Source organism: Streptomyces sp. NPDC002564, assembly GCF_042889645.1.
Lineage (GTDB): Bacteria > Actinomycetota > Actinomycetes > Streptomycetales > Streptomycetaceae > Streptomyces.
The window spans coordinates 138,993-162,087 of sequence record NZ_JBIARE010000006.1; the positions used below are offsets into that span (position 1 = coordinate 138,993).

22 protein-coding genes and 1 riboswitch are annotated in these 23,095 nt (G+C 72.2%); of the genes, 10 read left to right on the forward strand and 12 right to left on the reverse strand.

Annotation, left to right across the window (positions count from 1 at the left end):
• Positions 1-99: 99 nt before the first annotated feature.
• The 3 genes from ACFYXE_RS22300 to ACFYXE_RS22310 all read right to left on the reverse strand — a co-directional run bounded on the left by ACFYXE_RS22300 (position 100) and on the right by ACFYXE_RS22310 (position 4,721).
• Positions 100-1,494: a trehalose-6-phosphate synthase gene (locus ACFYXE_RS22300; RefSeq protein ID WP_389314888.1), complete on the reverse strand. Its 1,395-nt coding sequence runs from the start codon at positions 1,492-1,494 to the stop codon at positions 100-102.
• A gap of 94 nt (positions 1,495-1,588) precedes the next feature.
• The gene (locus tag ACFYXE_RS22305) at positions 1,589-3,661 is read right to left on the reverse strand and encodes a hypothetical protein (protein ID WP_389314890.1); all 2,073 of its coding nucleotides are present in this window, start codon (positions 3,659-3,661) and stop codon (positions 1,589-1,591) included.
• 115 nt (positions 3,662-3,776) lie between these two features.
• Positions 3,777-4,721: a glucosyl-3-phosphoglycerate synthase gene (locus tag ACFYXE_RS22310; protein WP_389314892.1), complete on the reverse strand. Its 945-nt coding sequence runs from the start codon at positions 4,719-4,721 to the stop codon at positions 3,777-3,779.
• A gap of 137 nt (positions 4,722-4,858) precedes the next feature.
• Positions 4,859-5,007: riboswitch (SAM riboswitch) on the forward strand.
• Between ACFYXE_RS22310 and thrC the strand changes: the two genes are divergently transcribed.
• The 5 genes from thrC (at position 5,001) to ACFYXE_RS22335 (ending at position 12,718) form a co-directional block, all read left to right on the forward strand.
• Complete coding sequence (gene thrC, locus ACFYXE_RS22315; protein ID WP_389314894.1) at positions 5,001-6,320, forward strand: threonine synthase; 1,320 nt, start codon at positions 5,001-5,003, stop codon at positions 6,318-6,320. (Overlaps the previous riboswitch by 7 nt.)
• A gap of 117 nt (positions 6,321-6,437) precedes the next feature.
• Entirely contained in the window at positions 6,438-6,713 is a 276-nt protein-coding gene (locus ACFYXE_RS22320) for a ubiquitin-like small modifier protein 1 (RefSeq protein ID WP_361173416.1), read from the forward strand.
• Between the two features lie 422 nt (positions 6,714-7,135).
• Positions 7,136-7,339 (forward strand): cold-shock protein, encoded by a 204-nt coding sequence (locus tag ACFYXE_RS22325; protein ID WP_005315736.1) that lies wholly within the window; start codon positions 7,136-7,138, stop codon positions 7,337-7,339.
• A 355-nt stretch (positions 7,340-7,694) separates the two neighbouring features.
• Positions 7,695-9,320, forward strand: a complete 1,626-nt coding sequence (gene groL, locus ACFYXE_RS22330; protein WP_361173413.1) for a chaperonin GroEL — start codon at positions 7,695-7,697, stop codon at positions 9,318-9,320.
• 347 nt (positions 9,321-9,667) lie between these two features.
• Positions 9,668-12,718, forward strand: a complete 3,051-nt coding sequence (locus tag ACFYXE_RS22335) for a helix-turn-helix domain-containing protein (RefSeq protein WP_389314897.1) — start codon at positions 9,668-9,670, stop codon at positions 12,716-12,718.
• A 63-nt stretch (positions 12,719-12,781) separates the two neighbouring features.
• Here ACFYXE_RS22335 and ACFYXE_RS22340 read toward each other — a convergent pair whose 3' ends face one another.
• From ACFYXE_RS22340 to ACFYXE_RS22350, 3 genes are all read right to left on the reverse strand, one after another.
• Positions 12,782-14,047, reverse strand: a complete 1,266-nt coding sequence (locus ACFYXE_RS22340; RefSeq protein ID WP_389314899.1) for an esterase/lipase family protein — start codon at positions 14,045-14,047, stop codon at positions 12,782-12,784.
• A gap of 263 nt (positions 14,048-14,310) precedes the next feature.
• Positions 14,311-15,102 carry an alpha/beta fold hydrolase gene (locus tag ACFYXE_RS22345; protein WP_389314901.1) on the reverse strand — a complete coding sequence of 264 codons (792 nt, stop codon included), beginning with the start codon at positions 15,100-15,102 and terminating at the stop codon, positions 14,311-14,313.
• Positions 15,103-15,207: 105 nt separating this feature from the next.
• Positions 15,208-16,398 (reverse strand): MFS transporter, encoded by a 1,191-nt coding sequence (locus ACFYXE_RS22350; protein WP_389314903.1) that lies wholly within the window; start codon positions 16,396-16,398, stop codon positions 15,208-15,210.
• 213 nt (positions 16,399-16,611) lie between these two features.
• On the opposite strand from ACFYXE_RS22350, the gene ACFYXE_RS22355 reads away from it, so the two are divergent.
• Positions 16,612-17,184 (forward strand): TetR-like C-terminal domain-containing protein, encoded by a 573-nt coding sequence (locus tag ACFYXE_RS22355; RefSeq protein ID WP_389314905.1) that lies wholly within the window; start codon positions 16,612-16,614, stop codon positions 17,182-17,184.
• Between the two features lie 3 nt (positions 17,185-17,187).
• Here the strand turns inward: ACFYXE_RS22355 and ACFYXE_RS22360 are convergent, their stop codons facing one another.
• Positions 17,188-17,403: a DUF397 domain-containing protein gene (locus ACFYXE_RS22360; RefSeq protein WP_389314907.1), complete on the reverse strand. Its 216-nt coding sequence runs from the start codon at positions 17,401-17,403 to the stop codon at positions 17,188-17,190.
• The gene (locus tag ACFYXE_RS22365) at positions 17,384-18,226 is read right to left on the reverse strand and encodes a helix-turn-helix domain-containing protein (protein WP_389314909.1); all 843 of its coding nucleotides are present in this window, start codon (positions 18,224-18,226) and stop codon (positions 17,384-17,386) included. The genes ACFYXE_RS22360 and ACFYXE_RS22365 overlap by 20 nt, the downstream gene beginning before the upstream one ends.
• Before the next feature lie 116 nt (positions 18,227-18,342).
• On the opposite strand from ACFYXE_RS22365, the gene ACFYXE_RS22370 reads away from it, so the two are divergent.
• Positions 18,343-18,555, forward strand: a complete 213-nt coding sequence (locus tag ACFYXE_RS22370) for a hypothetical protein (protein WP_389314911.1) — start codon at positions 18,343-18,345, stop codon at positions 18,553-18,555.
• Positions 18,552-18,782, forward strand: a complete 231-nt coding sequence (locus tag ACFYXE_RS22375; protein WP_361173380.1) for a hypothetical protein — start codon at positions 18,552-18,554, stop codon at positions 18,780-18,782. The genes ACFYXE_RS22370 and ACFYXE_RS22375 overlap by 4 nt, the downstream gene beginning before the upstream one ends.
• A gap of 57 nt (positions 18,783-18,839) precedes the next feature.
• Here the strand turns inward: ACFYXE_RS22375 and ACFYXE_RS22380 are convergent, their stop codons facing one another.
• On the reverse strand, positions 18,840-19,568 hold the full coding sequence (locus tag ACFYXE_RS22380) for an SDR family oxidoreductase (RefSeq protein WP_389314914.1): 729 nt from the start codon (positions 19,566-19,568) through the stop codon (positions 18,840-18,842).
• 77 nt (positions 19,569-19,645) lie between these two features.
• On the opposite strand from ACFYXE_RS22380, the gene ACFYXE_RS22385 reads away from it, so the two are divergent.
• Positions 19,646-20,035, forward strand: a complete 390-nt coding sequence (locus tag ACFYXE_RS22385) for a MerR family transcriptional regulator (RefSeq protein WP_389314916.1) — start codon at positions 19,646-19,648, stop codon at positions 20,033-20,035.
• Between the two features lie 23 nt (positions 20,036-20,058).
• Here the strand turns inward: ACFYXE_RS22385 and ACFYXE_RS22390 are convergent, their stop codons facing one another.
• Complete coding sequence (locus tag ACFYXE_RS22390) at positions 20,059-20,274, reverse strand: hypothetical protein (protein WP_389314918.1); 216 nt, start codon at positions 20,272-20,274, stop codon at positions 20,059-20,061.
• A gap of 219 nt (positions 20,275-20,493) precedes the next feature.
• Positions 20,494-20,622, reverse strand: a complete 129-nt coding sequence (locus ACFYXE_RS22395) for a hypothetical protein (RefSeq protein ID WP_389314920.1) — start codon at positions 20,620-20,622, stop codon at positions 20,494-20,496.
• A gap of 614 nt (positions 20,623-21,236) precedes the next feature.
• On the opposite strand from ACFYXE_RS22395, the gene ACFYXE_RS22400 reads away from it, so the two are divergent.
• The gene (locus ACFYXE_RS22400) at positions 21,237-21,497 is read left to right on the forward strand and encodes a hypothetical protein (protein ID WP_389314922.1); all 261 of its coding nucleotides are present in this window, start codon (positions 21,237-21,239) and stop codon (positions 21,495-21,497) included.
• Between the two features lie 83 nt (positions 21,498-21,580).
• Here the strand turns inward: ACFYXE_RS22400 and ACFYXE_RS22405 are convergent, their stop codons facing one another.
• Positions 21,581-23,092, reverse strand: a complete 1,512-nt coding sequence (locus tag ACFYXE_RS22405; RefSeq protein ID WP_389314924.1) for a PTS transporter subunit EIIC — start codon at positions 23,090-23,092, stop codon at positions 21,581-21,583.
• Positions 23,093-23,095: the final 3 nt, after the last annotated feature.

Consider the following 23,095-nt stretch of genomic DNA (forward strand, 5'->3'; position numbering starts at 1 on the left):
GCGCCGGGCCCATGGACAAACGCGAGCACTCCTTGGACGCACGGGGACCTACAGGGACGCACGGGGGCGTACGGGCTGCGGACCGCCCGGGCGCCGGGGTCAGCCGGTGAGCGCGTGCAGTTGGTCCAGGAACCACTGGGCGGGCGGCAGCGCCGTCGCCGCCGAGGCGAGGCGCTTGGTGCGCTCGGCGCGCTCGTCCCGCGGCATCGTCAGGCCCGCGTGCAGCGCCCGCGCGGTGGCCGACACGTCGTACGGGTTCACGGTGAGCGCGTCCTCGGCGAGCTCCTCGTGGGCGCCCGCCTCCCGGGAGAGGACCAGCGCGCAGCCCTCGTCGGAGACCACCGGCACCTCCTTGGCGACCAGGTTCATGCCGTCGCGGATGGGGTTGACCAGGGCGACGTCCGCCAAGCGGTAGGCGGCGAGGGAGCGCGCGAAGTCGTCCTCGACGTGCAGCACGACCGGCGTCCAGTCCGGCGTCCCGTACGCGGAGTTGATCTCCCCGGCGACCCGGGCGACCTCGGCGGTGTAGTCGCGGTAGACCGCGAGGTCCTGCCGGGAGGGGTAGGCGAACGCGAGGTGCACGACGCGCTCGCGCCACTCGGGGCGGGTGTCCAGGAGCTCGCGGTAGGCGTGCAGCCCGCGCACGATGTTCTTGGACAGTTCCGTGCGGTCCACCCGGACGATGAGCCTGCGGTCCGCGCCGGTCTGCTCGCGCAGCGCCCGCATCCGCTCCTCGACGTCGTCGCGCCGCGACCGCTCGCGCAGGAAGTCCGCGTCCGCGCCGAGCCCGTGCACGCCGATCCGGGTGCCCGTGGTGCCGCCGACCAGCCGCACGCAGCACTCGGTGAAGGCGTCCGCCCAGCGCCCGGTGAGGAAGCCGAGCCGGTCGGCGCCGAGCATCCCGCGCAGCAGTTGCTCGGACACGTCGTCGGGCAGCATCCGGAAGTAGTCGACGGGCGCCCAGGGGGTGTGCGAGAAGTGGCCGATGCGCAGGTCCTCGCGGAGTTCGCGGAGCATGCCGGGCACCAGCGCCAGGTGGTAGTCCTGCACCAGGACGGCCGCCCCCGGCGCGGCCTCGGCGGCCAGTGCCTCGGCGAAGGCGCGGTTGTACGTCTCGTAGGCGGCCCACTGCGCGCGGAACTCCGGCCCGAAGGACGGTTCCAGCGGGGTCTGGTAGAGCAGGTGGTGGACGAACCAGAGCACCGAGTTGGCGATGCCGTTGTACGCGTCGGCGTGCACGTCCGCGTCGATGTCCAGCATCCGCACGCCCGGTTCGCCGACGCCGCGCCGCACGGCCTCGCGGTCCCCGTCGCCGAGCGCCGAGCACACCCACAGGGCGTCGGCCTCGTCGCCGATGGCGCTGAGGCCGGAGACCAGGCCGCCGCCGCCGCGTTTCGCGGTCAGCTCCCCGTCCTCGCCGAGGGTGTACGTGACGGGGCCGCGGTTGGAGGCGACCAGGACCTGTGCTGCTGACGAACCGGACTCGGAGACCATGTGGCAGAACGTAGCCCGTCCCGGAAACGCTCAAACGTACGGCGGCCGGACTCCCGGTGCGGGAGTCCGGCCGCCGGGGCGCGGGTGGCGCGGTTCAGTCGCGGCGCCGGCGCGCGGCGGCGAGCACGAGCACGCCGAGCCCGCACAGCGCGACCGCGACCCCGCCGTACAGCAGCGTGGCGGAGTCGCCGGTCTCGGCGAGCGAGCCGCCGTCGGTGCCGTCCCGGGGCGCGGCGGGCTGCTGCGGCGGCGCGGGCCGCCCCTGCACCCGCCGGGCGAGGATCGCCGTGGTGCACGGGTCGTCGCCGCCGCGCCGGTTCTTCGCGCAGTTGCTGCCCGGCGCCGTCACCGTGATGACGGTGACCTCACCCGGAGTACACGACACTTTGACGTGTTGGGTGACGGAGACCTTGCCGTGCGCGGGAACGGTGCCCCGCCACACGTACCGGGAGCCCTCCCGGACGACCTTTCCGGCGCTCGGGACGGGCGTGGAGCCGCGGGTCACGGGCCAGGAGGCGGTGGCGCCGATGCGCGGGTTCCGCGAGGTGTTCCTGAGGGTGATGGTGTTGGTGGTGGAGCCGCAGGCCGGGACGGTGCGGTCGCGGGGCGAGGAGACGACGGTGAGCGGCGGCCGCGGGACGTCGATGACCGGCTCGGCGGAGCACTTCGGGTCGGTGCTGCCCTTCTCGCAGTTGGAGCGCGGGGTCTCCACGTCGACGTTGTTGAGCAGCTTGCCGTCGCCGCGCACCGGGTCGTGGACGGTCAGCGAGTAGGTGACGGTCGCGGTCTCGCCGGGCCCGATGTCGCCGACGTAGCCGATCCGGGGTCTGGTGTACGAGACGGTGCCGGTGGAGGCCTTCGCGTCCTCGTTGTACGTGGCGTCGTCGAGGTTGCCGCTCAGGTCGTCGCCGAACCGCGCGCCCGGGTAGGGCAGCTTGCTGATGTTCTTGGCCTTGACCGTGTACGTCAGCTTGTCGCCGGGCCGCACCTTGGCGGGCGCGGCGGTCTTGGTGACCTCCAGGTCCGGCACCGGCACGGAGAGCGCCAGCTGGGAGGGGACGTACACGTCGCCGGTGCTGGTGAAGGTCAGCCTCGCCGACCTGGCGCCGACGGGGATCGCGCCGTCCGGCACCTCGAAGGCCTTGGCGTCGATGCTCAGGTTGTTGCGGTGCTTGGGCTTGACCGCGCCGTCGTCCTGGCTGATGAAGAAGTTGTCGCTCTTGCCGGTGTGCGGCTCGGTGACGGGCTTGCCGTCGACCAGGAACTGGTCGCCCTTGGTGTTCCAGTCGCCCTCGTACGCGGTGACGCTGGCGTGGATGTCGCCCTCGGTGCGGTAGAAGCCGTCGACGGGGACGGTGGTGGAGCCGTCCGGGGCCGCGGCGCGCCCCTTGGTGGAGCGCTGGATGACGTGGCCGCCCCAGAGGTAGACGTTGCGGCGGTCCGGCGCGTACTCCTCGTTCGGGCCGTCGTACTTGTAGACGACGGTCAGCGACCAGCCGCCGACGCAGCCCTGGCCGGCGGGCGCCCACACGTTGCCGACCGCGACCTCGACGGGGCTGCCGGTGGTGGCGCCCTGGAAGGCGTTGGTGACGTCGGCCTCGGCGGTGTAGTAGTGCGGGCCCTGGGTGGCGGCCGGGGAGCGGACCGCGTTCTCCACGCTCACCGTGTTCTCCGCGCCGCCGTCGACCCGGATGACGGGGGCGGTGGTGAGCGGGTCGCCGGGGGCCGGGTCCACGGGCTGGTTGCCCTCGCGGTTGAGGTCGCAGATGGTGCGCACGGTGCTGCCGAAGCGGTGCGTGCCCGCGTTGCCGCCCCAGAACAGCCGCGCGTAGTCGACCTGGGCGCCCGGCGGGATCGTCACCCGGCCGGTGCTGGAGTCGAAGGTGCCGGAGAGACCGGCGGTGTCGATGCGGCGCTCGGCGAAGTTGTTGTTGTTCTTGGTGCCCTGGGCCTGTTGGGTCTCCTTGCAGGCGGCGGCCACGTCGGCGGGGCTCGTCGGGCAGTCGAGGACCGTGTTGCCGATGGTCTTGAAGTCGCCGTACAGCGATTCGTCGTAGCGCTTGGCGAAGGGCTCGATGACCTCCGCGGACGCGGGCGTCGCGGTCACGGCGAGCGCGCCCGCCGCGACGGTGGCGGAGGCGAGCGTGAGCACTCCGGCCCGCCGCATGGCTTTCAGTGCATATCTGACCCACATAAAGGGGCAATGTAGGCAAAACGCATCATCTGCTGTGGTTGCGCCACGCGGCGGCCCCCGTGGTTACGCCACGCGACGGCCGCCGCGGTCACGCCACGCGGCGGTGCGCGTACTCGGCGACATCGGTCATCGGCGGGCGTTCCTCGGTGTCCACGGGATGGGTCCGCGGCACGAAGCCGTCCGCGCCCCGCTCGAACTGGGTCAGCTCGGGGCGCAGCAGATGGCCGCGGGCCAGGCGCAGCTGCGCCGTCCGGTAGATCGCCGCCGCCATCCGGCCCAGCGCCTGCCCGTCCTGGTGCCGGTGCCTGCGCACCCCCACATCCACCTGCGCCAGCGCGTCCAGGCCCACGGTGTGCAGCGCGTCCACCAGCAGCCCCAGCTCCACCCCGTACCCGACGGGGAACGGCAGCCGTTCCAGGAGCGACCTGCGCGCCGCGTACTCGCCGCCCAGCGGCTGGACGAACCCGGCGAGCCGCGGCCAGTGCATGTTCAGCAGCGGCCGCGCCATCAGCTCCGTGACCCGCCCGCCCTGGCCCGCCGCCGAGCCCAGCGGCCGGTCGTACATCGCCTTGACGAAGTCCACGTCCGGGTCGGTGAGCAGCGGGCCCACGATCCCCGAGACGAAGTCCGCGGAGAACTCCCGCAGGTCCGCGTCGACGAACGCCACGACGTCCCCGCTCGTGACGAGCAGCGAGCGCCACAGCACCTCGCCCTTGCCGGGGACGGGCGCGATGCGCGGCAGGATCTCGTCGCGGTGCACGACCCGGGCGCCGGCCGCCGCGGCGACCTCGGCGGTGCGGTCCGTGGAGCCCGAGTCGATCACGACCAGCTCGTCGACCAGCGGGACCCGCTCCATCAGCGCCCGGCGGATCTCGGCCACGATCTCGCCGACCGTGCCCTCCTCGTCGAGCGCGGGCAGGACGACGCTCACCGAGGTGCCGGACGCGTGCTTGGCGGCGGCCAGCCGGTCCACCGGACGGTCGGCGACCGACCAGGAACGCCTGCTCAGCCAGTGCTCGACCTCTTCCAGCACGGTCCTGGTCCTCCCATATGTGATCCATCTCGCGGTTCGGACGACTATCTCAAGGGTCCGGGGCTTCGGTTACAGTCTTGAACAACGCCGGTGACCATCGCATGTCGGGGGTCGTGGGCGTCACCACAATCGAATACCGCTCATCCAGAGGGGCAGAGGGACACGGCCCGTTGAAGCCCCGGCAACCCTCCGGTCGGACTCGTCGCGATCAAGCGCAGCGAGGCTCCCGGCTCGGGAAGGTGCCAATTCCGTCTCGCGGCGAGATGCGTCGCGAGGAAGATGAGGAGAAAGGGCCTCGCCTCCATGGCTGTGCAGACTGTCGCCACCGAAAGCACCACCTCTTCCGTAGACCTCGGCCCCGCCTCGGGACTCTCCTGCCGTGAGTGCGGCACCGCGTTCCCGCTCGGTCCGATCTTCGCCTGCGTCGAGTGTTTCGGCCCCCTCGAAGTCGCCTACGACCTGCCGCTCGGCGACCCGGAGGCCCTCCGCAAGCAGATCGAGTCCGGCCCCGCCAACATCTGGCGCTACGCCCCGCTGCTGCCCGTCCCCGCCGACGTCGCCGACAAGCCGAACCTCAACCCGGGCTGGACCAAGCTGGTCAAGGCCGACAACCTCGCCGGGGAACTCGGCATCGAGCAGGGCAAGTTGTTCGTCAAGGACGACTCCGGCAACCCCACGCACTCCTTCAAGGACCGGGTCGTCGCGCAGGCCCTGGAGGCCGCCCGCGCCTTCGGCTTCACCACCCTGTCCTGCTCCTCCACCGGCAACCTCGCGGGCGCCGTCGGCGCCGCCGCCGCCCGGGCCGGCTTCCGCTCCTGCGTGTTCATCCCGCACGACCTGGAGCAGGGCAAGGTCGTCATGGCCGCGGTCTACGGCGGCGAGCTCGTCGGCATCGAGGGCAACTACGACGACGTGAACCGCTTCTGCTCCGAGCTCATCGGCGACCCGCTGGGCGAGGGCTGGGGCTTCGTGAACGTGAACCTGCGGCCGTACTACGGCGAGGGCTCCAAGACCCTCGCGTACGAGATCTGCGAGCAGCTCGGCTGGCAGCTGCCCGACCAACTGGTCATCCCGATCGCCTCCGGCTCGCAGCTCACGAAGATCGACAAGGGGCTCAAGGAGCTCATCGCGCTCGGCCTGGTCGAGGACAAGCCCTACAAGATCTTCGGCGCGCAGGCCGAGGGCTGCTCCCCGGTGTCCGCCGCCTTCAAGGCCGGTCACGACGTGGTGCGCCCGCAGAAGCCCGACACCATCGCCAAGTCCCTCGCCATCGGCAACCCGGCCGACGGGCCGTACGTCCTGGACATCGCGCGCCGCACCGGCGGCGCGGTGGAGGACGTGAACGACGAGCAGGTCGTCGACGCGATCAAGCTGCTCGCGCGGACCGAGGGGATCTTCGCCGAGACGGCGGGCGGCGTGACGGTGGGCGTCACGAAGAAGCTCGTCGAGGCGGGGCTCATCGACCCCTCGCTGACGACGGTGGTCCTCAACACCGGGGACGGCCTCAAGACGCTCGACGCCGTCGCCGAGACGTCGCAGGCCACCGCGACGATCAAGCCGAACCTCGAGGCGTTTCGCTCCGCCGGGCTGGCCGGTTAGCCGCCGCGGGACCTGATCGCCGTCGCCCGACCGCCGGTCGCGGCCCGTCCGCGCGCCGTTCCCCGCGCCCCTTGCGGGGCGCGTCCCTCCGCCCTCCGTACTTCTGAGGTGAACCCCATGAGCGTCAACGTCCGCATCCCCACCATTCTCCGCACCTACACCGGCGGCAAGTCCGAGGTCGCCGCCGAGGGTGCCACGCTCGGTGAGGTCATCGCCGACCTGGAGAAGAACCACACCGGGATCGCCGCCCGGGTCCTGGACGACCAGGGCAAGCTGCGCCGCTTCGTGAACGTGTACGTGAACGACGACGACGTCCGTTTTGAGCAGGGCCTCGAGACCGCGACGCCGGACGGCGCGGGCATCTCGATCATTCCCGCCGTCGCCGGCGGCTGATCTTTTCGCAAGTACCCTGCGTTATCTGAATTGCCCCCTCCGTACGAGAAACGGAGGGGGCAATTCTGCATGGTTGAGCACGGTACAGTTGGGAAGCGTGCTTCGCCGTCAGTGCCGAGCGCATATACGAAGTCGGCCCGGAGCCGACAAGAAGTAGCCAAAGAGCGCTGCCCATTCGAACCTTATGCGGCTTTTGCCTGGCCCGACTTGCCCCGAATTCAGCGAATTCTTCGCATATTACCGTTCACGCGTGCCCGGAATTCTCGTCCGATTGACCTGTTGCAGACGGCAGTTGGACAGATACATTCAGCGGCGGTCGACGCGTTCCGGCGCACACCCCCATCATCCAATGGGCGGTGGAGGTCTGACCCGGGTCCGCGAAGTGCGGTCCTGTGCAAGGGCCAGTAATAGGGGAGTTAGGCATGGCTCAGGGCACCGTCAAGTGGTTCAACGCGGAGAAGGGGTACGGCTTCATCGCGGTCGACGGTGGTGCGGATGTTTTCGTCCACTACAGCGCGATCCAGATGGACGGGTACCGCACCCTTGAAGAAGGTCAGCGAGTCGAATTCGAGATCTCGCAGGGCCAGAAGGGTCCGCAGGCGGACATGGTCAAACTCGCCGTCTAGCTCGGCGCGACCGACCACCGAAGCAAGCATCGCCAGGGGCTCGTATCCCGCCAGGGGTACGGGCCCCTCGTGTGCGCCCGCGGGCGCCGGGGCGCGCGCCGGAGAGCTGTCCGAGATCCGTGAGAGGCGCTTGCACTCGCAGGGGTCGAGTGCTAATCATTGGGCTTAGCACTCTCCGCGTGAGAGTGACAGAACTTGGATCGGGTCGGTGAGGCCCGCAGGCCGGGTGGGGCAAGGAACCACAAGGGCTGCAGGCCGTCCGTCGCGGGCACCAGCACGATCCGTTTGCGTTTCCTCCCCCAAGCTCCTTGAGGGAGCTGGGGGGGACCCCCATCGTCCGGGAGGACCACTTCACATGGCCAAGATCATCGCGTTCGACGAGGAGGCACGGCGCGGCCTCGAGCGCGGCATGAACCAGCTCGCCGACGCCGTCAAGGTGACCCTGGGCCCCAAGGGTCGCAACGTCGTCCTCGAGAAGAAGTGGGGCGCCCCCACGATCACCAACGATGGTGTGTCCATCGCCAAGGAGATCGAGCTCGAGGACCCGTACGAGAAGATCGGCGCCGAGCTGGTCAAGGAGGTCGCGAAGAAGACGGACGACGTCGCCGGTGACGGCACGACGACCGCGACCGTCCTGGCCCAGGCCCTGGTGCGCGAGGGTCTGCGCAACGTGGCCGCCGGTGCCAACCCGATGGCCCTCAAGCGCGGCATCGAGAAGGCCGTCGAGGCCGTCTCCGGCGCCCTGCTCGAGCAGGCCAAGGACGTCGAGACCAAGGAGCAGATCGCTTCCACGGCCTCCATCTCCGCCGCCGACACCCAGATCGGCGAGCTCATCGCCGAGGCCATGGACAAGGTCGGCAAGGAAGGCGTCATCACCGTCGAGGAGTCCCAGACCTTCGGTCTGGAGCTCGAGCTCACCGAGGGCATGCGCTTCGACAAGGGCTACATCTCGGCGTACTTCGCCACCGACATGGAGCGTATGGAGGCGTCGCTCGACGACCCGTACATCCTGATCGTCAACTCCAAGATCTCCAACGTGAAGGACCTCCTTCCGCTGCTGGAGAAGGTCATGCAGTCGGGCAAGCCGCTGCTGATCATCGCGGAGGACGTCGAGGGCGAGGCGCTGTCCACGCTCGTCGTCAACAAGATCCGTGGCACCTTCAAGTCCGTCGCCGTCAAGGCCCCGGGCTTCGGTGACCGCCGCAAGGCCATGCTCGGCGACATCGCCATCCTCACCGGTGGCACCGTCATCTCCGAGGAGGTCGGCCTCAAGCTGGAGAACGCCGGTCTCGACCTGCTCGGCCGCGCCCGCAAGGTCGTCATCACCAAGGACGAGACGACGATCGTCGACGGCTCCGGTGAGAGCGACCAGGTCCAGGGCCGCGTCAACCAGATCCGTGCCGAGATCGAGAACTCGGACAGCGACTACGACCGCGAGAAGCTGCAGGAGCGCCTGGCGAAGCTCGCCGGCGGTGTTGCGGTCATCAAGGCCGGTGCCGCGACCGAGGTCGAGCTCAAGGAGCGCAAGCACCGCATCGAGGACGCCGTTCGCAACGCGAAGGCGGCCGTCGAGGAGGGCATCGTCGCCGGTGGTGGCGTGGCCCTGCTGCAGGCCTCCGCGGTCTTCGAGAAGCTCGAGCTCGACGGTGACGAGGCGACCGGCGCCAACGCCGTGAAGCTCGCGCTGGAGGCCCCGCTCAAGCAGATCGCCGTCAACGGTGGTCTCGAGGGTGGCGTCGTCGTGGAGAAGGTCCGCAACCTCACCGTCGGCCACGGCCTCAACGCCGCGACCGGTGAGTACGTGGACATGATCGCCGAGGGCATCCTCGACCCGGCGAAGGTGACGCGTTCCGCCCTGCAGAACGCCGCCTCCATCGCCGCGCTGTTCCTCACCACCGAGGCCGTCATCGCCGACAAGCCGGAGAAGGCGGGCGCCGCCCCGGCCGGCGGCGGCATGCCGGGCGGTGACATGGACTTCTGATCCTCGCGGATCGGCTGTTCATCGCTTCACGCGACCCGAGGGCGGCACTCCTTCTCCGGAAGGGGTGCCGCCCTCGGGCTTTTCCGTGCGCGGGCACTCACCCCGCGAACAGGGTCCGCACCGCCACGGCGAGCAGGGCGAGATCCAGGACGGTCGTCACGACCAGGGACAGCGCCGTCAGGGCGGCGAGACGGGACGGGGTCACGAAGGCTCCTCGGTACGGGGGTGCGGTGCGGGGCGTCCGGCCGGGACACCAGGACTGTCCCGAACTCCGTGTCCGGCGGGGTGCGTCCGGACGAAGATGAACGTCGGCGAACACACCCGACGGACACCCAGGGGGCGGCGACGTGACGGACGGCGCGGCACGGGGCGCGCTCGCGCTCCTGCGCAAGGAGCTGCGGCAGGCCCGCGCCGATCAGGGCTGGAGCATCGACCGGCTCCTCGCGCGCACCGCCGCGCAGGGCGTCCCGCTCGGCCGCACCACGGTCAGCCAGGCCCTCAACGACGGCCATCCGCGCCCCTCTTCCCGCACCGTGGCCGCCCTCGCCCGCGCCCTGGGCGTCGACCCCGCCCCGCTGCACGACCTGTGGGAACGCGCCTCGCCCCGGGCCGCCCCCGCCCCGGCACCCGGCCCTCCGCGCGCACCCGGCGCCGCCGACACCGGCCCCGCCCTCCTCGAAGTGCACGAGGCGCCCCTGCCCGGCACGGACCCCGGCGCGCTGCCCTTCCTCACCCCGTACCTGCTCCGCCCCCACGACGAGGAACTGCGCCGCGCCCTGGCGCCCGCGCTCGCCGGGGAGCGCTCCGTCCTGCTCCTGGCGACCGGCGGCTCCTCCACCGGCAAGACCCGGGCGCTCTACGAGGCGCTGTGCGCCCTCGCGCCCGGCCGCCCGCTGCTGCGGCCGCACGACCACGTCGGCCTCCTGAACCTGCTGCACGCAGGGGAGGCGGGCCCGGGGCAGGTCCTCTGGCTCGACGAGGCGCAGCGGTTCCTGCACGGCGGGCCCGTCGCCGAGGAGGCCGCCGAGCTGCTGCGGCGACTGCTGCTCGACCGGCCGGGCGTGGTCGCCGCGGGCACCCTGTGGACCGAGCCCTACCAGGGGCTCGTGGCCCGCCCCGGCACGGTCGCCGACCCGCACGGCCGGGTCCGGGCCCTGCTCACCTCGCCGGCCACGCGCAAGGTCGCCGTGCCCGGCCGTCTCACGGACGCCGAGCGGGAGCGCTGGCGGCGCCTCGCCGCCGACAGCGGGGACCCGCGCATGAGCGACTCCCTGCACGCCGGCGCCCGCGACGGCCGGGTCGTCCAGCACCTCAGCGGCGGGCCCGAGTTGTACGAGGCGTTCCGCGCGGGGCCCGGCGCGCACTTCAGCGTCGCCGAGCACGCCCTCGTCAGCACCGCGCTCGCCGCGCGCGGCCTGCGCCACTACGCCCCGGTGCCGGGCCCGCTCCTCGCGCAGGCCGCCGACGCCGCGCTCGACGCACGGCACCGCAGCGCCGACCCCGACTGGGCGGCGGCCGCGCTGCGCTCCCTCACCCGCGGGGTGCGCCCGGACGGCCGCCGCACCGACATCCGGTCCACGCTGACCGCGCTGGTCGCGGTGCGGGCGGCCGCCGGCGAGGAGCCCGCGTACGAACCGGCCGACTACCTGGAACAGGCACTGCGCGCCGACAAGGCGCTGCCCGCGCCCACCCCCGCGCTGTGGCGGGCCGTCGAGGAGCACACCACGGACCCCCACATGCTGTTCGCGGCGGCGCAGGAGGCCCGGTGGCTCGACCACCGCAAGCAGGCCGTGCTGCTGATGCGCAGGGCGATCGCCGCCGGGCACCCGCACGTCCTGCAGAGCCTGATGCTCGCCCTGCCCCGCGGCTCCTGGCAGGGCGAGGAGGTGCTGCTCTGGGTCGCCGACCACGCGGGGCTCGCCCGGCGCGACGGCATCCGGCTCTTCCTGTGGAGCCTGCACGACCCGGTGTGGCCGAAGGCCGGGGCCCGGATCGCGCGGCGGGCCGTCGCGCAGGCCGACGTCACCGACCCGGACGAGGTCGCCGCGCTGCTCTCCGAGCTCGGGCAGATCGGGCAGCAGGGCCTCCTGCTCGCCCGTGACCCGGTGACGCACCTGCGGCTGCCCGAAGCGCCGCTCGCCGCCCGGCTGCTGCACCTCTTGTCGTCCCGCGGGCACGTGGCCGACGCCGTCCGCCTCGCCGACCGGCTGCTGCCCGGCGCCGACCTCACCCGGCCGGACCTCGCCGCCGAACTGCTCGTCGCGCTGCGGGCCGCCGGGGGCCGGGAGGCCGATGTCGCCGCGGTGGCCCGCGAGGCGGCGCGGCACGTTGATCCGGGCGACACGGAGAGCGCCCTCGCGGTCCTCGAAGAGCTGGCGGAGGCGGGCGAGGACGATGCGGCCCGGCTGTTCGCCGGCCGTCTCGCGGAGTCCGCCGACGTCGCCGACGCGGAGTCCGCCGGGTACGTCCTGGAGGGGCTGCGCGCGTGCGGGGGCATGCCCGGGGCCGCCGTACGGATCGCCGAACGGGCCGCGGGACGGTGCGACCTGAGCGTCCCGGAGGACGTCGCGTTCCTGCTCGACGGGCTGCGCGCGCACGCCGTGGGCCCCGCGCTGACGCGGCCGTTCGTCCGCGAGGCGGTGGGGGAGGGCGACGTCGGCGACGTCACGGGCGTGGTGCTGCTCCTGTGGTCGCTGCGGGAGCTCGGCGAGACGGCGCAGGCCGTCCGCCTCCTGGACCGGGCGGTGCGGGAGCGCGTCGGCCTGTCCGACCCCGAGTACGCCGCGTACTTCCTCCAGGAGCTCACCGCGCACGGCCTGGCGCACGTGGTCCCGCAGGTCGCCGAGCGGGCGGCCGAGGAGGCCGCGGTGGAGCGGGGCGGGGTGGGGTTCCTGCTGCGCGAACTGCGGGCCGTGGACCGGCCCGGGCTGCTGGCCCGGCTGGCCGCGCGCTGCGCCGACAGCAGCGAGCCGAGGGTGGCCGGGCAGCTGCGCCACGTCGGCCAGGACGCCTGCGCGCGGCGCGTCATCGACCGCGCCCTGGACCGGACCGACCTGCGCAGCCCGCACGCACCGGCCCGCCTGGTGGCCGGGCTGGCCGCCGAGGGCGAACTCGACGCGGCCCGCCGCCTGGCCCGCGCGGCCCTGGACGCCGACGAGCCCTCGCCCGACCTGGTCGCCGCCCTGCGCAAGGCGGGACTCCCGCAGGAGGCCGCCCTCCTGGAGCGGCGCCTGGCGGACCGCCCGCCGCCGCCCCCGGCGCGCCCCGGGCCGACGTCGTACGGTCTGGAGACGGACGGCACGCCCGCGGCCCCGTGGCGCTGGAGCGACCTGCCGCCGGTGGACGAGGACTGGTGCGCCCGGGCACGGGCGGCGTCCCGCGAGACGCGCTGGCTGTAGGGGGTGCCTCTGCGCGGGGACACCCCCTGGGGCGGCGGGACGTGCGCCGTGCCCGGTGTCCGGCTACGGCAGCCGGTCCGCGATCCAGGTGCAGAGTTCCTCGGTGACCAGGGTGTGGCCCTCGTTCCGCGAGGCGCACAGGAACTCGTCGAGTTCGCTCTCCTCCTCGGCGGCGGCCGTCACCGGCCCGTACAGCTTCTCGTGGGTGTCGATGTCGCGCAGGGCGATCGCGCTGACCGTCGGCACGAAGCAGTGGGCGCGGATCTCCGCCGCGGCGCCGAGACCGATCAGCGCGGGGATCTTGTTCAGCTCGTCGGCGAGGATGCCGAAGCCCTCCAGGGTGCCGCCGGGGGCGCCGTCGATCTCCGGCAGTCCCGAGGTGCGGATCCGCGGCCGGCGCAGCGTCACCACACGCAACTGCGCCACGAGTTGGTCCTCGCCCGCGGACTGCGTGTACAGGTGGGTGCCGGTGATTGCCAGGCCCTTGCCGTGGAAGGCGCGGTCGCCGGGCCGGATGCCGTTGCTCTCGCCGATCCGCACGCCGTTGGCGACGCCGATCCGCTTCGGCCGCGACGGCCAGCCGCCGACCCGGTCCAGCTCGGCGAGGAACGTGCCGCGCTCCTTGTCGGTCTCCGGGGTGTCGCCCCATTCGCTGATGTGCTGCCACAGCAGTTGGCGCGCGGCCGGGCTGTTCATCTGGTTCGAGAAGGCCGCGTTGAGCTTGCGGATGTAGTGCGCGAACGACTGCAGCGCGACGGGGATCCAGGCGCCGCGGTGCGGGCTGTCGTACGAGAAGTACAGCTCGGTCTGGTGGTCGTTCTCCGTGCCGCCGTCGTGCTCCATCTTGGCCAGCGCGTACCGCGTGACGAGCCCGCCCATGCTGAACCCGCCCACCGCCAGCGGGTGTTCGCCCCTGCGCCGCGCGATGGCCTCCAGGATCGCGGACCTGGCGACCTCGGCGTTCTCCAGGATCGACGCGCTGCGCTCGTCGAACCCGAGCAGGACGACGTCCCGGCCCCGCGTGCGCAGTTCGCTCAGGAACGGGTACGGTCCGCGCTCCAGGATCTCCCAGGAGAAGTCCAGGTCGCTGGGCCCCGAGTTGAACCCGTCGGCGAGGATCACCGGGCGGGTCAGGCCCCGGTCCCGGTCGGCGAGGTACACCCAGGCGGTGCCGCCCGGCAGCGTCCACTCCTCGTCCGGCGCGGGGGCTCCGGCCGGCGCCTCCCGCGCCTGCCTCGGCCCCGGCGCGAGGGTGATGCGGGCGGCGCTGCCCAGCGCCTCGGCGATCTGCTCGTCCGCGGGCCAGGTGGGTTCTTCGGACTCGGTCATGTGGGTCCCCTCCGGTCGTACCGGTGCGATGGCATGCGGGTGGACATGACGTCCGCTGCCATCCTTGGGCAGCCGCCGCGGCTGCCGGGACCCTTTCGGACAGGGGCACTTCGGCCGTGCCCGGCTGTGACGGGTGGGGTCGGCCGCCGTGGCCTGGGGTGTCCGGGCGGGCTTCGCGTACGGGGGACGGCGCGTCGGCCATTCCGCGGCGGGTCCGGGGCGCGGCGCCGGCCGCCAACTCTGTCGCGAAGGCGACGGGGCCGTCAGCCTCCGATGCCGGCCAGCAGGCGTGCCGTCTCCCGCGGGGCCTCCACCGGGAAGTGGTGGCTGCCCAGGTCGACGGGCACGATCGTGAAGCGGTCGCCGTAGCGGTCGATCGCCTCCTGCGCGATCAGGTCGCGCACCGCGTACACGGTGATCGGCTGCTTCGTCCCGCGCAGCGCCGCGTCCATGTCCCAGCGCACCAGGCCCTCGATGGCCCGGGTGCCCGCGGGCTGCCGCACCGCGCCCATCCTCGCGACGTACGCGTCCTTGAGCGCGGGATCGGTCCCGGTGGGCGAGCCGCCTTCGACGAGGCCGCGCACCGCCGCCGGGAAGTCGTCGCGGAACCTGCCGATGGCGGCGGCGGTCCGCCGCTCGTCCTGGGCGGGGAACAGGCCCAGGTAGTGCAGCCCGTCCAGCGCGACGACGTGGGTGACCGTGCCGGGGAGCAGGCGGCCGACCTCGACGGCGACGGCGGCCCCGAGGGAGTGCCCGGCGACGACGGCGGCGGTCACCGCCTCGGCGTCGAGCACCGCCGCCACGTCGCGCCCGAACTCCTCGATGGTCCACACGTCCCGCGTCGAGCGGGACGCGCCGTGCTCGGCGAGGTCGACGGCCAGGACCCGCCGGTCGTCGGGCAGATGGCCGGTGACCGCGCCGAAGTCCCCGCGGTCGCAGCCCCACCCGTGGATCAGGACCAGGGCGGGACCGTCGGCGGGGCCGGTGGCGGTGTACCGGATGGTGGTGTGGTCCGACCGGCGGACGGTGCGGGTCGTCGGGTCGACGGGTGTCACGGCGTTTCCTTCTTTCGTCGGGATGCTTTCGGCACGAGGTCTTCGGTACGAGGCCGCGGGGGCGCCTTCGGCATGCGGCCCGCGGGGGCGCCCGGCCCGGGTGAACTAGGCGCGCCGGGAGCGGAGTCGGCGCAGTTGCAGGAGGAAGGCGGCGGCGACGACCGCCACGATGGTCCCCGCGTAGATCTCGGTGGCGGTCCGCAGGCCCAGGGTGGTGACGGCGATGCCGCCGAGCACGGCGGGCACGCTGTTGCCGAGGTAGCTGAAGATGTTCGCGGAGACGAACACCGCGCTGCGCTCGTGCGGTCCGGCGATCCGGGCGAAGGTGCCGAACGTCGCGAGGACCGAGGCGCCGAAGCCGGCGCCCGCCACGACGGTGCCCGCGGCGGCGAGCCACACGAGGTCCGCCAGGGTGCCGACGAGCGCGGTGAGGACGCCGAGCCCGAGCACCGCGGAGGCGGGCGCGAGCAGCGAGGCGGCGGACCGGGCGCGCAGGACGGCGACCGTGAGCGCCCCGGTGCCCGCCAGCAGCGTCACGACGATCCCGCCGACGAGGCGGCTGTGCAACCCGAGCAACTGGCCCGCCACGGACGGGCCGAGGGAGAGGAACAGCCCGGCCAGCGCCCAGCCCGCGACCATCACCGGCACCACCGGGACGATGTCCGCGCGCAGGTGGGCGGGCAGCGCGGCGCGTGGCCGCAGCGAGGCGACGGCGCCGGGCCTGCGCGGCGAGGTCTCCGGCAGCAGTACGGTCACCACCGCCGCCGCCCCCATCGCGGCGAGCAGCAGCCCGTAGACCAGCCGTGTCGGGGCGGGGCCGAACTCCACCAGTGCCCCGGAGCCGAGGGCGCCGAGGGCGAGTCCGCTCAGGGGGGCCACCGAGGTGATGACGCCTGCGCGGCCCCGTGCGTGCGGCGGTTCGAGGTCGACGAGGGTGGCGCTCAGGGTGGTCGTCGCCGCGCCGGTGGCGATGCCCTGCAGGACGCGGGCGGCGGCCAGGACGGTCACGTTTCCCGCGGTGAGGAACAGGACCAGCGCGAGCGTCTCCAGCGCGATGGCGGCGCCGAGGACCGGGCGGCGGCCGAGGTGGTCCGACAGCGCGCCGACGACGAGCAGCGAACCGAGCAGGCCGACGACGTACAGGGCGAAGACGACGGTCAACACCCAGGCAGCGAAGTGCCATTGCTGCTGGTAGAGGGCGTAGAGCGGCGAGGGCACGCTGGACGCCGCGAGGAAGGCGACGAAGATGGCGGCGGCGCCGGGGAAGGCGGTCCGCCGGGACCGTGTCGACGACATCGACGACGGCCGTGGTGCTTGTGATTCCTGGGGCGCTTGCGGCGCCTGGGGCGCCTGGGGCGTCGGGCAGGGGGGAGGTATCGCGGATACGGCAGAGTCAACGGACATGTCAGTCCCACGTCTCGCAGTGATCTGTGCGTTAGTGGCTCGACGCTAACACAAACGCAGCGATCGCTGCAGTATTGACGCAGTGATCAGTGCGATACTGGGCGGGTGTCCACCACTGCTTCCTCCGCCCCGCAGGCCGGGCGCCGGCCGGGCGGGCGCTCCGCCCGGGTGCGCGCGGCCGTGCATCGCGCCGTCCGGGACCTGGTCGCCGACGACCTGGGCGAACAGCTGACGATCCCGGTCGTGGCCGCGCGCGCCGACGTGCACGCGACGACGATCTACCGGCGCTGGGGCACGGTCGGCGACCTCCTCGCCGACGTCGCGAGCAGCCGCTTCACCGGCGACATCGTGGTGCCGGACACGGGGAGCCTCCGCGGCGACCTGGAGCGCTACGCGTGCGACCTCGCGAAGGACCTCTGCGACCCGGACACGCTCGCGCTGGTGCGCGCCACGATCGGCATCGGCGGGGAGCAGGGCGCGGCCGCGTGCCGCGGGGAGCGTCAGCAGCAGCTCGAAGCGGTGCTCGAACGGGAGCGGGGCAGGGGTGGGCGGCCGCCGGCGCTGGAGCGCACCACGGACGGGCTGCTCGCTCCCCTCTACTACCGGGCCGTCTTCACCGACGAGCCGCTCACCCCCGAGTGGGCCCGGGGTCTGGTGTCCCACCTGCTCCCGGAGTGAGGCTCAGCTCTCCTTGAGGTGCGCGACGAACGCGGACCAGGCCGCGGTGCGGAAGGGGATGCGGGGGCCCCGGGGGTTCTTGGAGTCGCGGACGGGGGTGACGTCCGGGTGCCCGTCGAGCACTTCGAGGCAGTCGCTGCCGCTTCCGCCGCTGTGCGTCGACTTGCGCCAGAGGGCTGAGCCCAGGTCGCCTTCGTACTCACGGGTGCTGTTCTCCATGCTCGTAATCCTGCGCCACTGAATCGATCAGAGCCAGGGATTCCTTCGGTGACAGCGCGGCAGCCTGGAGGAGGTTGAGCATCAAGGTGTGGCGGGCGACGGTGGCCGGGTCGTCCTGCAGCTTTCCCATGTCGGGGCCCTCGACGAAGCAGAGCGGTGGGGCGTCCGCGAACTCCATGAGTTTCAGTGTTCCTGCCATTGACGCGTGCGCCCCCGCCCTGAAAGGCAGCACCTGCACGATGATGCGGTGCCTGTGTGCGAGTCCTGCCACGTGACGTAACGCCTCCGCCATCACCGCGCCCCCGCCTACCCTCCGTCTGAGTGCGGCCTCGTCAAGCACAGCCCACAACAGCGGCGTTGTTGGGTCATCCAGGAGGTGGGCACGTTCGAGGCGGGCGGCCACGTCGGAGTCGATTGCTTCCTGCGTGGCCGTCGGATGGTAGGCGCGGAACACCTGCTCCGCGTACAACCGGGTCTGCAACAGCCCAGGGATCAGCAACATCGCGTACTGCCGAATCGCAATGGCAGCCGCCTCCGCCTCCGCTGCCTCGGCGAAGTGGTCGGGGTACTTGGACTTGGCGACGGCCTGGCAATTGCGGGCGAAGAAGCCCCCCGTCCCCAGCACCTCATCGAAATGCGCCGCGTACTCCACGTGCATGCGGCGCGTGCCCGCCTCCAGTTGACCGATGAAGGAACCACTGACGAAGAGGGGCGCCCCCAGGGCCTCCTGGCTGAGGCCGGCCCGTTCCCGTGCGTGACGGAGTTCCGCGCCGAGGAGGGCGCGGGGGTTGGAGGAGGGGTCGAGGTCCTTGGGTCGGGTCATGGACGACTCCCGGGCTGAACACGCCGCGTTGTTGGGTCACCAGCGCTTTTCAGACTACGCAGGGGCGGCCACTCTGGGTGAGCGAAAGGCAACACCGAGTACGAAGGGCGGAGTTCATGGCGCTGACGGCGGAGGAACGGTTCAGGGCGGCGGAGGAAGCCGTACGGCAGTTGAGGGCGGGCCTGACGAGGGCCGGGGTCACGCTGCCGTCGCTGCGGGTGGACCCGCTGACCGCCGCGGGCGAGGGCGCGCTGCCGCTGGTGGAGTTGGGGCGCTGCAACGTGGACACGGCGCTGCGGCTGGCGACGGTGCTGGAGGGGGCGCGATGAGCGAGGACCCGTATGTGCCGGAGGCGGGGACGTACGCCGTGGACTACCGGGACGGCAGCGTGGGGCAGGTGATGGGCTGCGAGGGGGGACTCGTGCAGCTCAGGCCGGTGGGCGGGGGCCGGGAGTGGGACTGCCCGCCGGATTCGGTGGGGGACGCGCCGCCGGGTGACGTCCTGCGGGAGAAGGTCCGGGACCTGAACCGCAGGGCGCAGACCCGCCCGACGTGAGCGGGCCGCGGCCGGGCGCCCCCCGCGGGGGAGGCGCCCGGCTCGCGCGAGGGATCCTCAGGTGGCGACGAGTGCCGCCAGGGCGCGGTCCATCGCGGCGTTGAACTCCTCGGGGGCCAGCGGCAGTCGGGACTTGACGTCCCGGCTCCACTGGTCGGCGAGGACCTCGGCGGAGCCCGCCTCGACGCCGTCGAGTGCCGCGTCGGCCAGGTCCGACGGGGCGAGCTTGGCCACGGGCCAGCCCGCGGCCATGTCGGTGTCGGCGAGGCCGAGGTGGACCGCGGTGACGAGGGTGCCCTGGTCGGCGAGCTCCAGGCGGACGCCGTTGGTCATGGCCCAGGCGGCGGCCTTGGTGAGGTGGTAGGCGCCCGCGCCCTTGCCTCCGAACCACGACATGGCGGAGAGGACGTTGACGATCGCGCCGCCGCCGTTCCCGGCGAGCGCCGGTGCGAATTCCCTGACCATGGCCAGGTGGCCGAACAGGTTGGTCTCCAGTTCGTGCCGTACGGCGGCCAGCGGACCGGTCACGAGGTCGGTGCCCGTGCTGACTCCCGCGTTGTTGACGAGCAGCGAGACGTCCGGGGCGGCCTCGGCGGCGGCCCGCACGGATGCGGGATCGGTGATGTCGAGGGGCAGTACCTCGACCCCGGGAAGGTCCACGGTCTCCGGTCGGCGGGCCGTTGCGTAGACCTTGCGGGCGCCCCGTTCGAGCAGGCGCTGGGCGAAGGCGCGGCCCAGGCCGCGGTTGGCTCCGGTGACAAGGGCGACGGAGTTGTTGATGTCCATGGCCGGTACGCTAAAACCTGACGTTGGCGTCAGGGGCAAGGGCGGGCGCCGGGGCCGGGGGGGGGAGAGGAGTCACCATGACTGTCACGGCGGACGCGGGCGCGGACGCGGGCGCGCGAATGATGCGGATCGGCGAGGTGGCGCGGGGTGCGGGCGTCTCGGTGCGTGCCGTGCGCTATTACGAGCAGCAGGGGCTGCTCGTGGCGGAGCGCAGCCCGTCGGGCCAGCGCCTGTACCGGCAGGACGCGATCGCCCTGGTCCGCTTCTTCCAGCAGATGTACGCCGCGGGCCTCACCAGCCGACGGATCGGCGAACTCATGCCGTGCTGGGACTCCGGCCACACGGACGCCGAGCAGCGGGCCATGCTCCGCACGGAGCGCGAACGCATCCAGACCAAGATCGACACCCTCCGAACCGCCCTGGCCCACCTCGACGAGGTCATCGCCGTCACAGACACACACCCGTAGCCAGGGGCGGGCGGGCCGTTCCGTCAGCTCCGGCGACGCCGGGACGAGATCCTGAACCTCGCGTAGTCGAAGAGGAATTGGACCGCGAACCAGAAGAGGAAGGTGGAGATCGCGGAGGCGAGGACGTAGGGGAAGGGCTTCCCGAGGAGCAGGCACAGGACGACCACCAGTACACAGATGGTGATCCCCACGCCGACCGCGTCCCGAAGCATCTTCACCGTCGGCGACCCGGCCGCCATCAGGACCCTCCGTGTTTCTCAAGAGCGTTGTGGCTCGCCGGTGGCTTCGGGCGCGCTGATTCACCCATGACCGAGTGTCTGCTCAATTCCGCCTGCCTCCCATCGATGCGCGGGGACGCTGTCACACCTCCACGTACCCGTCAGGTGGCCACTCCGACGCACCCGCACGGCGTCCGCGCTGAAGACGCTGAAGGCCGATGAGGCGAAGCCCTGCGGTCGCTACTTGGCGATTCCGGCGATGGCGCCGACGGCCGCCACCAGGATGAAGACGACTCCGATCGCCACCCAGACGATGCGCGTCACGTTCCGCGTGACGCCGGCGTTGGCCTCACCTGCCCTGTCGGCCACCATCTTCCCCTGTGCACGGGAAGCGTAAATCCCGATGAGGACGCATACGGCACCCGCCAGTGCCATGACAATCGGACCCACCACCATGGCGTCGGCTCGCTTTCTCGCGCATCAGAAGTGTCCTTCGGTGAAATCTCCGGCGGTGCCCCTCCGGTGGTCACGAGGAGCGCCCAACTTTCCACTCAACGGGCGCAGACGGGCCGCCGTGCCCCGGAACGCATATGCCATACGGCCCGGAATCGGCCCCTCCTCGGTGGGGGTGCAAGGCGGACTTACCCCGCATGGGGGGCGGTTTCGTGGGGGTTGTTGCGCTCAGCGGAACTGCTTTTGCCGCCAGAGTGACCGAAAAGCTTCGGTGCGTGATCCGGGGAGGGTGGGCCGGGGGTCACTTCGGTTATTTTGAGCCAGGTCTGAACCAATCCGGTGTCCGACTTCATCGCGATATGGATCGGTTTGGGTGGCAACTCGCCCCGTATTGGGCGGATTTACCGAATGGCACGAATGCTCGTGTATCGCTGCGCCCAATATGGGCAACCGTGAACACAACCCCACATGCTCCGCCCTTCCCCCCACTCCTGTCCTGTCACTACCGATCGGCCGCCAGGAGTCCCACGGTGCCCACGAACAGAGCCGACGCAGCGGCCCGCCACACCGGGCGGCTGCTGTGTCTGCACCTCGCCCTCGCCATGAGCCTCACGGCCGGGTCCGCCGTGTTGGGCGTCGACGACCACCGGCTCGGGCTCTACCTGCTGTGGGCCGCCCTGCCGCTCAGCGCCGGTGCCTGGGCCCTCGCCCGGTTCCGGCAGAAACGGGTGCGGCACGAGGAGCGCAGTCACCACGTGGGCCACCCGGCCGACTGGGAGTCGGTCGCCTAGCGGCCGTGGGACGCGTTCCCGCGTACCGCACCCGTGCCCGTGAGGGATCGCGCGTACGAGAGGGCGTACGAGAGGTGCGGGCGTCAGACCGTCGCCGGCGCCTTCGTCGGCTCGCCGCCCGCAGGCACCGGCTCCGCCTCCGCGCGGGCCGCGGGGGACTCGCCCGCGTCGACGTCCGCGTCGAGCTCGACCAGCATCTGCTTGCTGAAGCCGAAGAAGTACGTGGCGAAGAAGCCCACCAGGTAGCCGACGAGCAGGCCGCCGCCGTAGATGAGGACCGTCAGGCCGAGCCCCTTGTTGCCGTCGAGCAGCGGGAACAGCGCCCAGCCGGACGGGCCGATCGCCGTGGAGCCGACCTTGTCGCCGATCATCGAGAAGAACCCGATGAACGCGCCGCCCGCCGCGCCGCCCACGCACGCCGTCACGAAGGGGCGGCCGAGGGGGAGCGAGACACCGTAGATGAGCGGTTCGCCGACGCCCAGGAACCCTGCCGGGAGAGCGGACTTGATGGTGCGGCGGATCGACGTGTTGTGCTTGAGGCGCCGGTAGACCGCGATCGCGCAGCCCACCTGGCCCGCGCCCGCCATCGCCAGGATGGGCAGCAGCACCGTGAAGCCCTGCTGCTCGATGAGGGTGGTGTGGATGGGGATCAGCGCCTGGTGCAGGCCCAGCATGACCAGCGGCAGGAACAGGCCGCCCAGGACCAGGCCCGCGAAGGCGCCCGTGTTGTCCAGCAGCCAGTTCGCCGCCGTGCCGATGCCCGTGGAGACCTCGCCCGCGAGGAACATCAGGCCGAAGATCGTGACCAGGCCGGAGACCAGGACGGTCAGCGTCGGGGTGACGAGCACGTCCACCGCCTCCGGCACCCACTTCCTGCACCACTTCTCGACGTACGTGGCGAGGACCGCCGCGCCGAGCGCGCCGAGGACGCCGCCCTGGCCCGGGGAGAGCTTCTGGCCGAACGCCTCGATGTTCGCGACCCCCGCGTACACGATGATCGCCGCGACCGCGCCGCCCAGGATCGGCGTACCGCCGAACTCCTTGGCCGTGTTGAAGCCGACGAACACCGCGATGAGCGCCATGAAGCCGGAGGCGATGGCGGCGAGCGCCGGGGTGATGCCCGGCAGCCACTCCAGGTTGACCAGCAGGCCGTTGATGCCCGCGATGATGCCGCAGCCGATCAGGGCGGGGATCAGCGGCACGAAGATGTTCGCGATGCGGCGCAGGAAGAGCTTGAACGGCGTCGCGTTCTTCGCCTTCCGCGCCTCCTTGATCGCCGCGCCCTGGGCCGCCAACTCCTCGGCCGTCAGGGTGTGTTCGGCCGGGGCTTCGGTGCGCCCCTCCGCCACCATGGCCTCGAACTCCGGGGTGACCCGGGCGACCGTGCCCGGGCCGAGCACGATCTGGTAGGTCTCGTCCTCGACCACGCCCATCACGGAGGGCAGGGCCTTCAGCGCGTCGTCGTCGACGAGCGAACGGTCGGCCAGACCCAGGCGGAGCCGGGTCATGCAGTGGGCTACGGACGTGACGTTCTGGGCGCCGCCGACGAGGGGGAGGATCGCGGCGGCGGTGGCGCGGTTCTTGTCAGGTGCCATGGT

Excerpts from the sequence above, each read along its gene's own strand:
- ACFYXE_RS22300 (WP_389314888.1), bottom strand. The coding sequence starts at position 1,494 with ATGGTCTCCGAGTCCGGTTCGTCAGCAGCACAGGTCCTGGTCGCCTCC.
- ACFYXE_RS22305 (WP_389314890.1), bottom strand. The coding sequence starts at position 3,661 with ATGCGGCGGGCCGGAGTGCTCACGCTCGCCTCCGCCACCGTCGCGGCG.
- thrC (WP_389314894.1), top strand. The coding sequence starts at position 5,001 with ATGAGGAGAAAGGGCCTCGCCTCCATGGCTGTGCAGACTGTCGCCACC.
- ACFYXE_RS22320 (WP_361173416.1), top strand. The coding sequence starts at position 6,438 with ATGAGCGTCAACGTCCGCATCCCCACCATTCTCCGCACCTACACCGGC.
- ACFYXE_RS22325 (WP_005315736.1), top strand. The coding sequence starts at position 7,136 with ATGGCTCAGGGCACCGTCAAGTGGTTCAACGCGGAGAAGGGGTACGGC.
- groL (WP_361173413.1), top strand. The coding sequence starts at position 7,695 with ATGGCCAAGATCATCGCGTTCGACGAGGAGGCACGGCGCGGCCTCGAG.
- ACFYXE_RS22340 (WP_389314899.1), bottom strand. The coding sequence starts at position 14,047 with ATGACCGAGTCCGAAGAACCCACCTGGCCCGCGGACGAGCAGATCGCC.
- ACFYXE_RS22350 (WP_389314903.1), bottom strand. The coding sequence starts at position 16,398 with ATGTCGTCGACACGGTCCCGGCGGACCGCCTTCCCCGGCGCCGCCGCC.
- ACFYXE_RS22360 (WP_389314907.1), bottom strand. The coding sequence starts at position 17,403 with ATGGAGAACAGCACCCGTGAGTACGAAGGCGACCTGGGCTCAGCCCTC.
- ACFYXE_RS22365 (WP_389314909.1), bottom strand. The coding sequence starts at position 18,226 with ATGACCCGACCCAAGGACCTCGACCCCTCCTCCAACCCCCGCGCCCTC.
- ACFYXE_RS22370 (WP_389314911.1), top strand. The coding sequence starts at position 18,343 with ATGGCGCTGACGGCGGAGGAACGGTTCAGGGCGGCGGAGGAAGCCGTA.
- ACFYXE_RS22375 (WP_361173380.1), top strand. The coding sequence starts at position 18,552 with ATGAGCGAGGACCCGTATGTGCCGGAGGCGGGGACGTACGCCGTGGAC.
- ACFYXE_RS22380 (WP_389314914.1), bottom strand. The coding sequence starts at position 19,568 with ATGGACATCAACAACTCCGTCGCCCTTGTCACCGGAGCCAACCGCGGC.
- ACFYXE_RS22385 (WP_389314916.1), top strand. The coding sequence starts at position 19,646 with ATGACTGTCACGGCGGACGCGGGCGCGGACGCGGGCGCGCGAATGATG.
- ACFYXE_RS22390 (WP_389314918.1), bottom strand. The coding sequence starts at position 20,274 with ATGGCGGCCGGGTCGCCGACGGTGAAGATGCTTCGGGACGCGGTCGGC.
- ACFYXE_RS22405 (WP_389314924.1), bottom strand. The coding sequence starts at position 23,092 with ATGGCACCTGACAAGAACCGCGCCACCGCCGCCGCGATCCTCCCCCTC.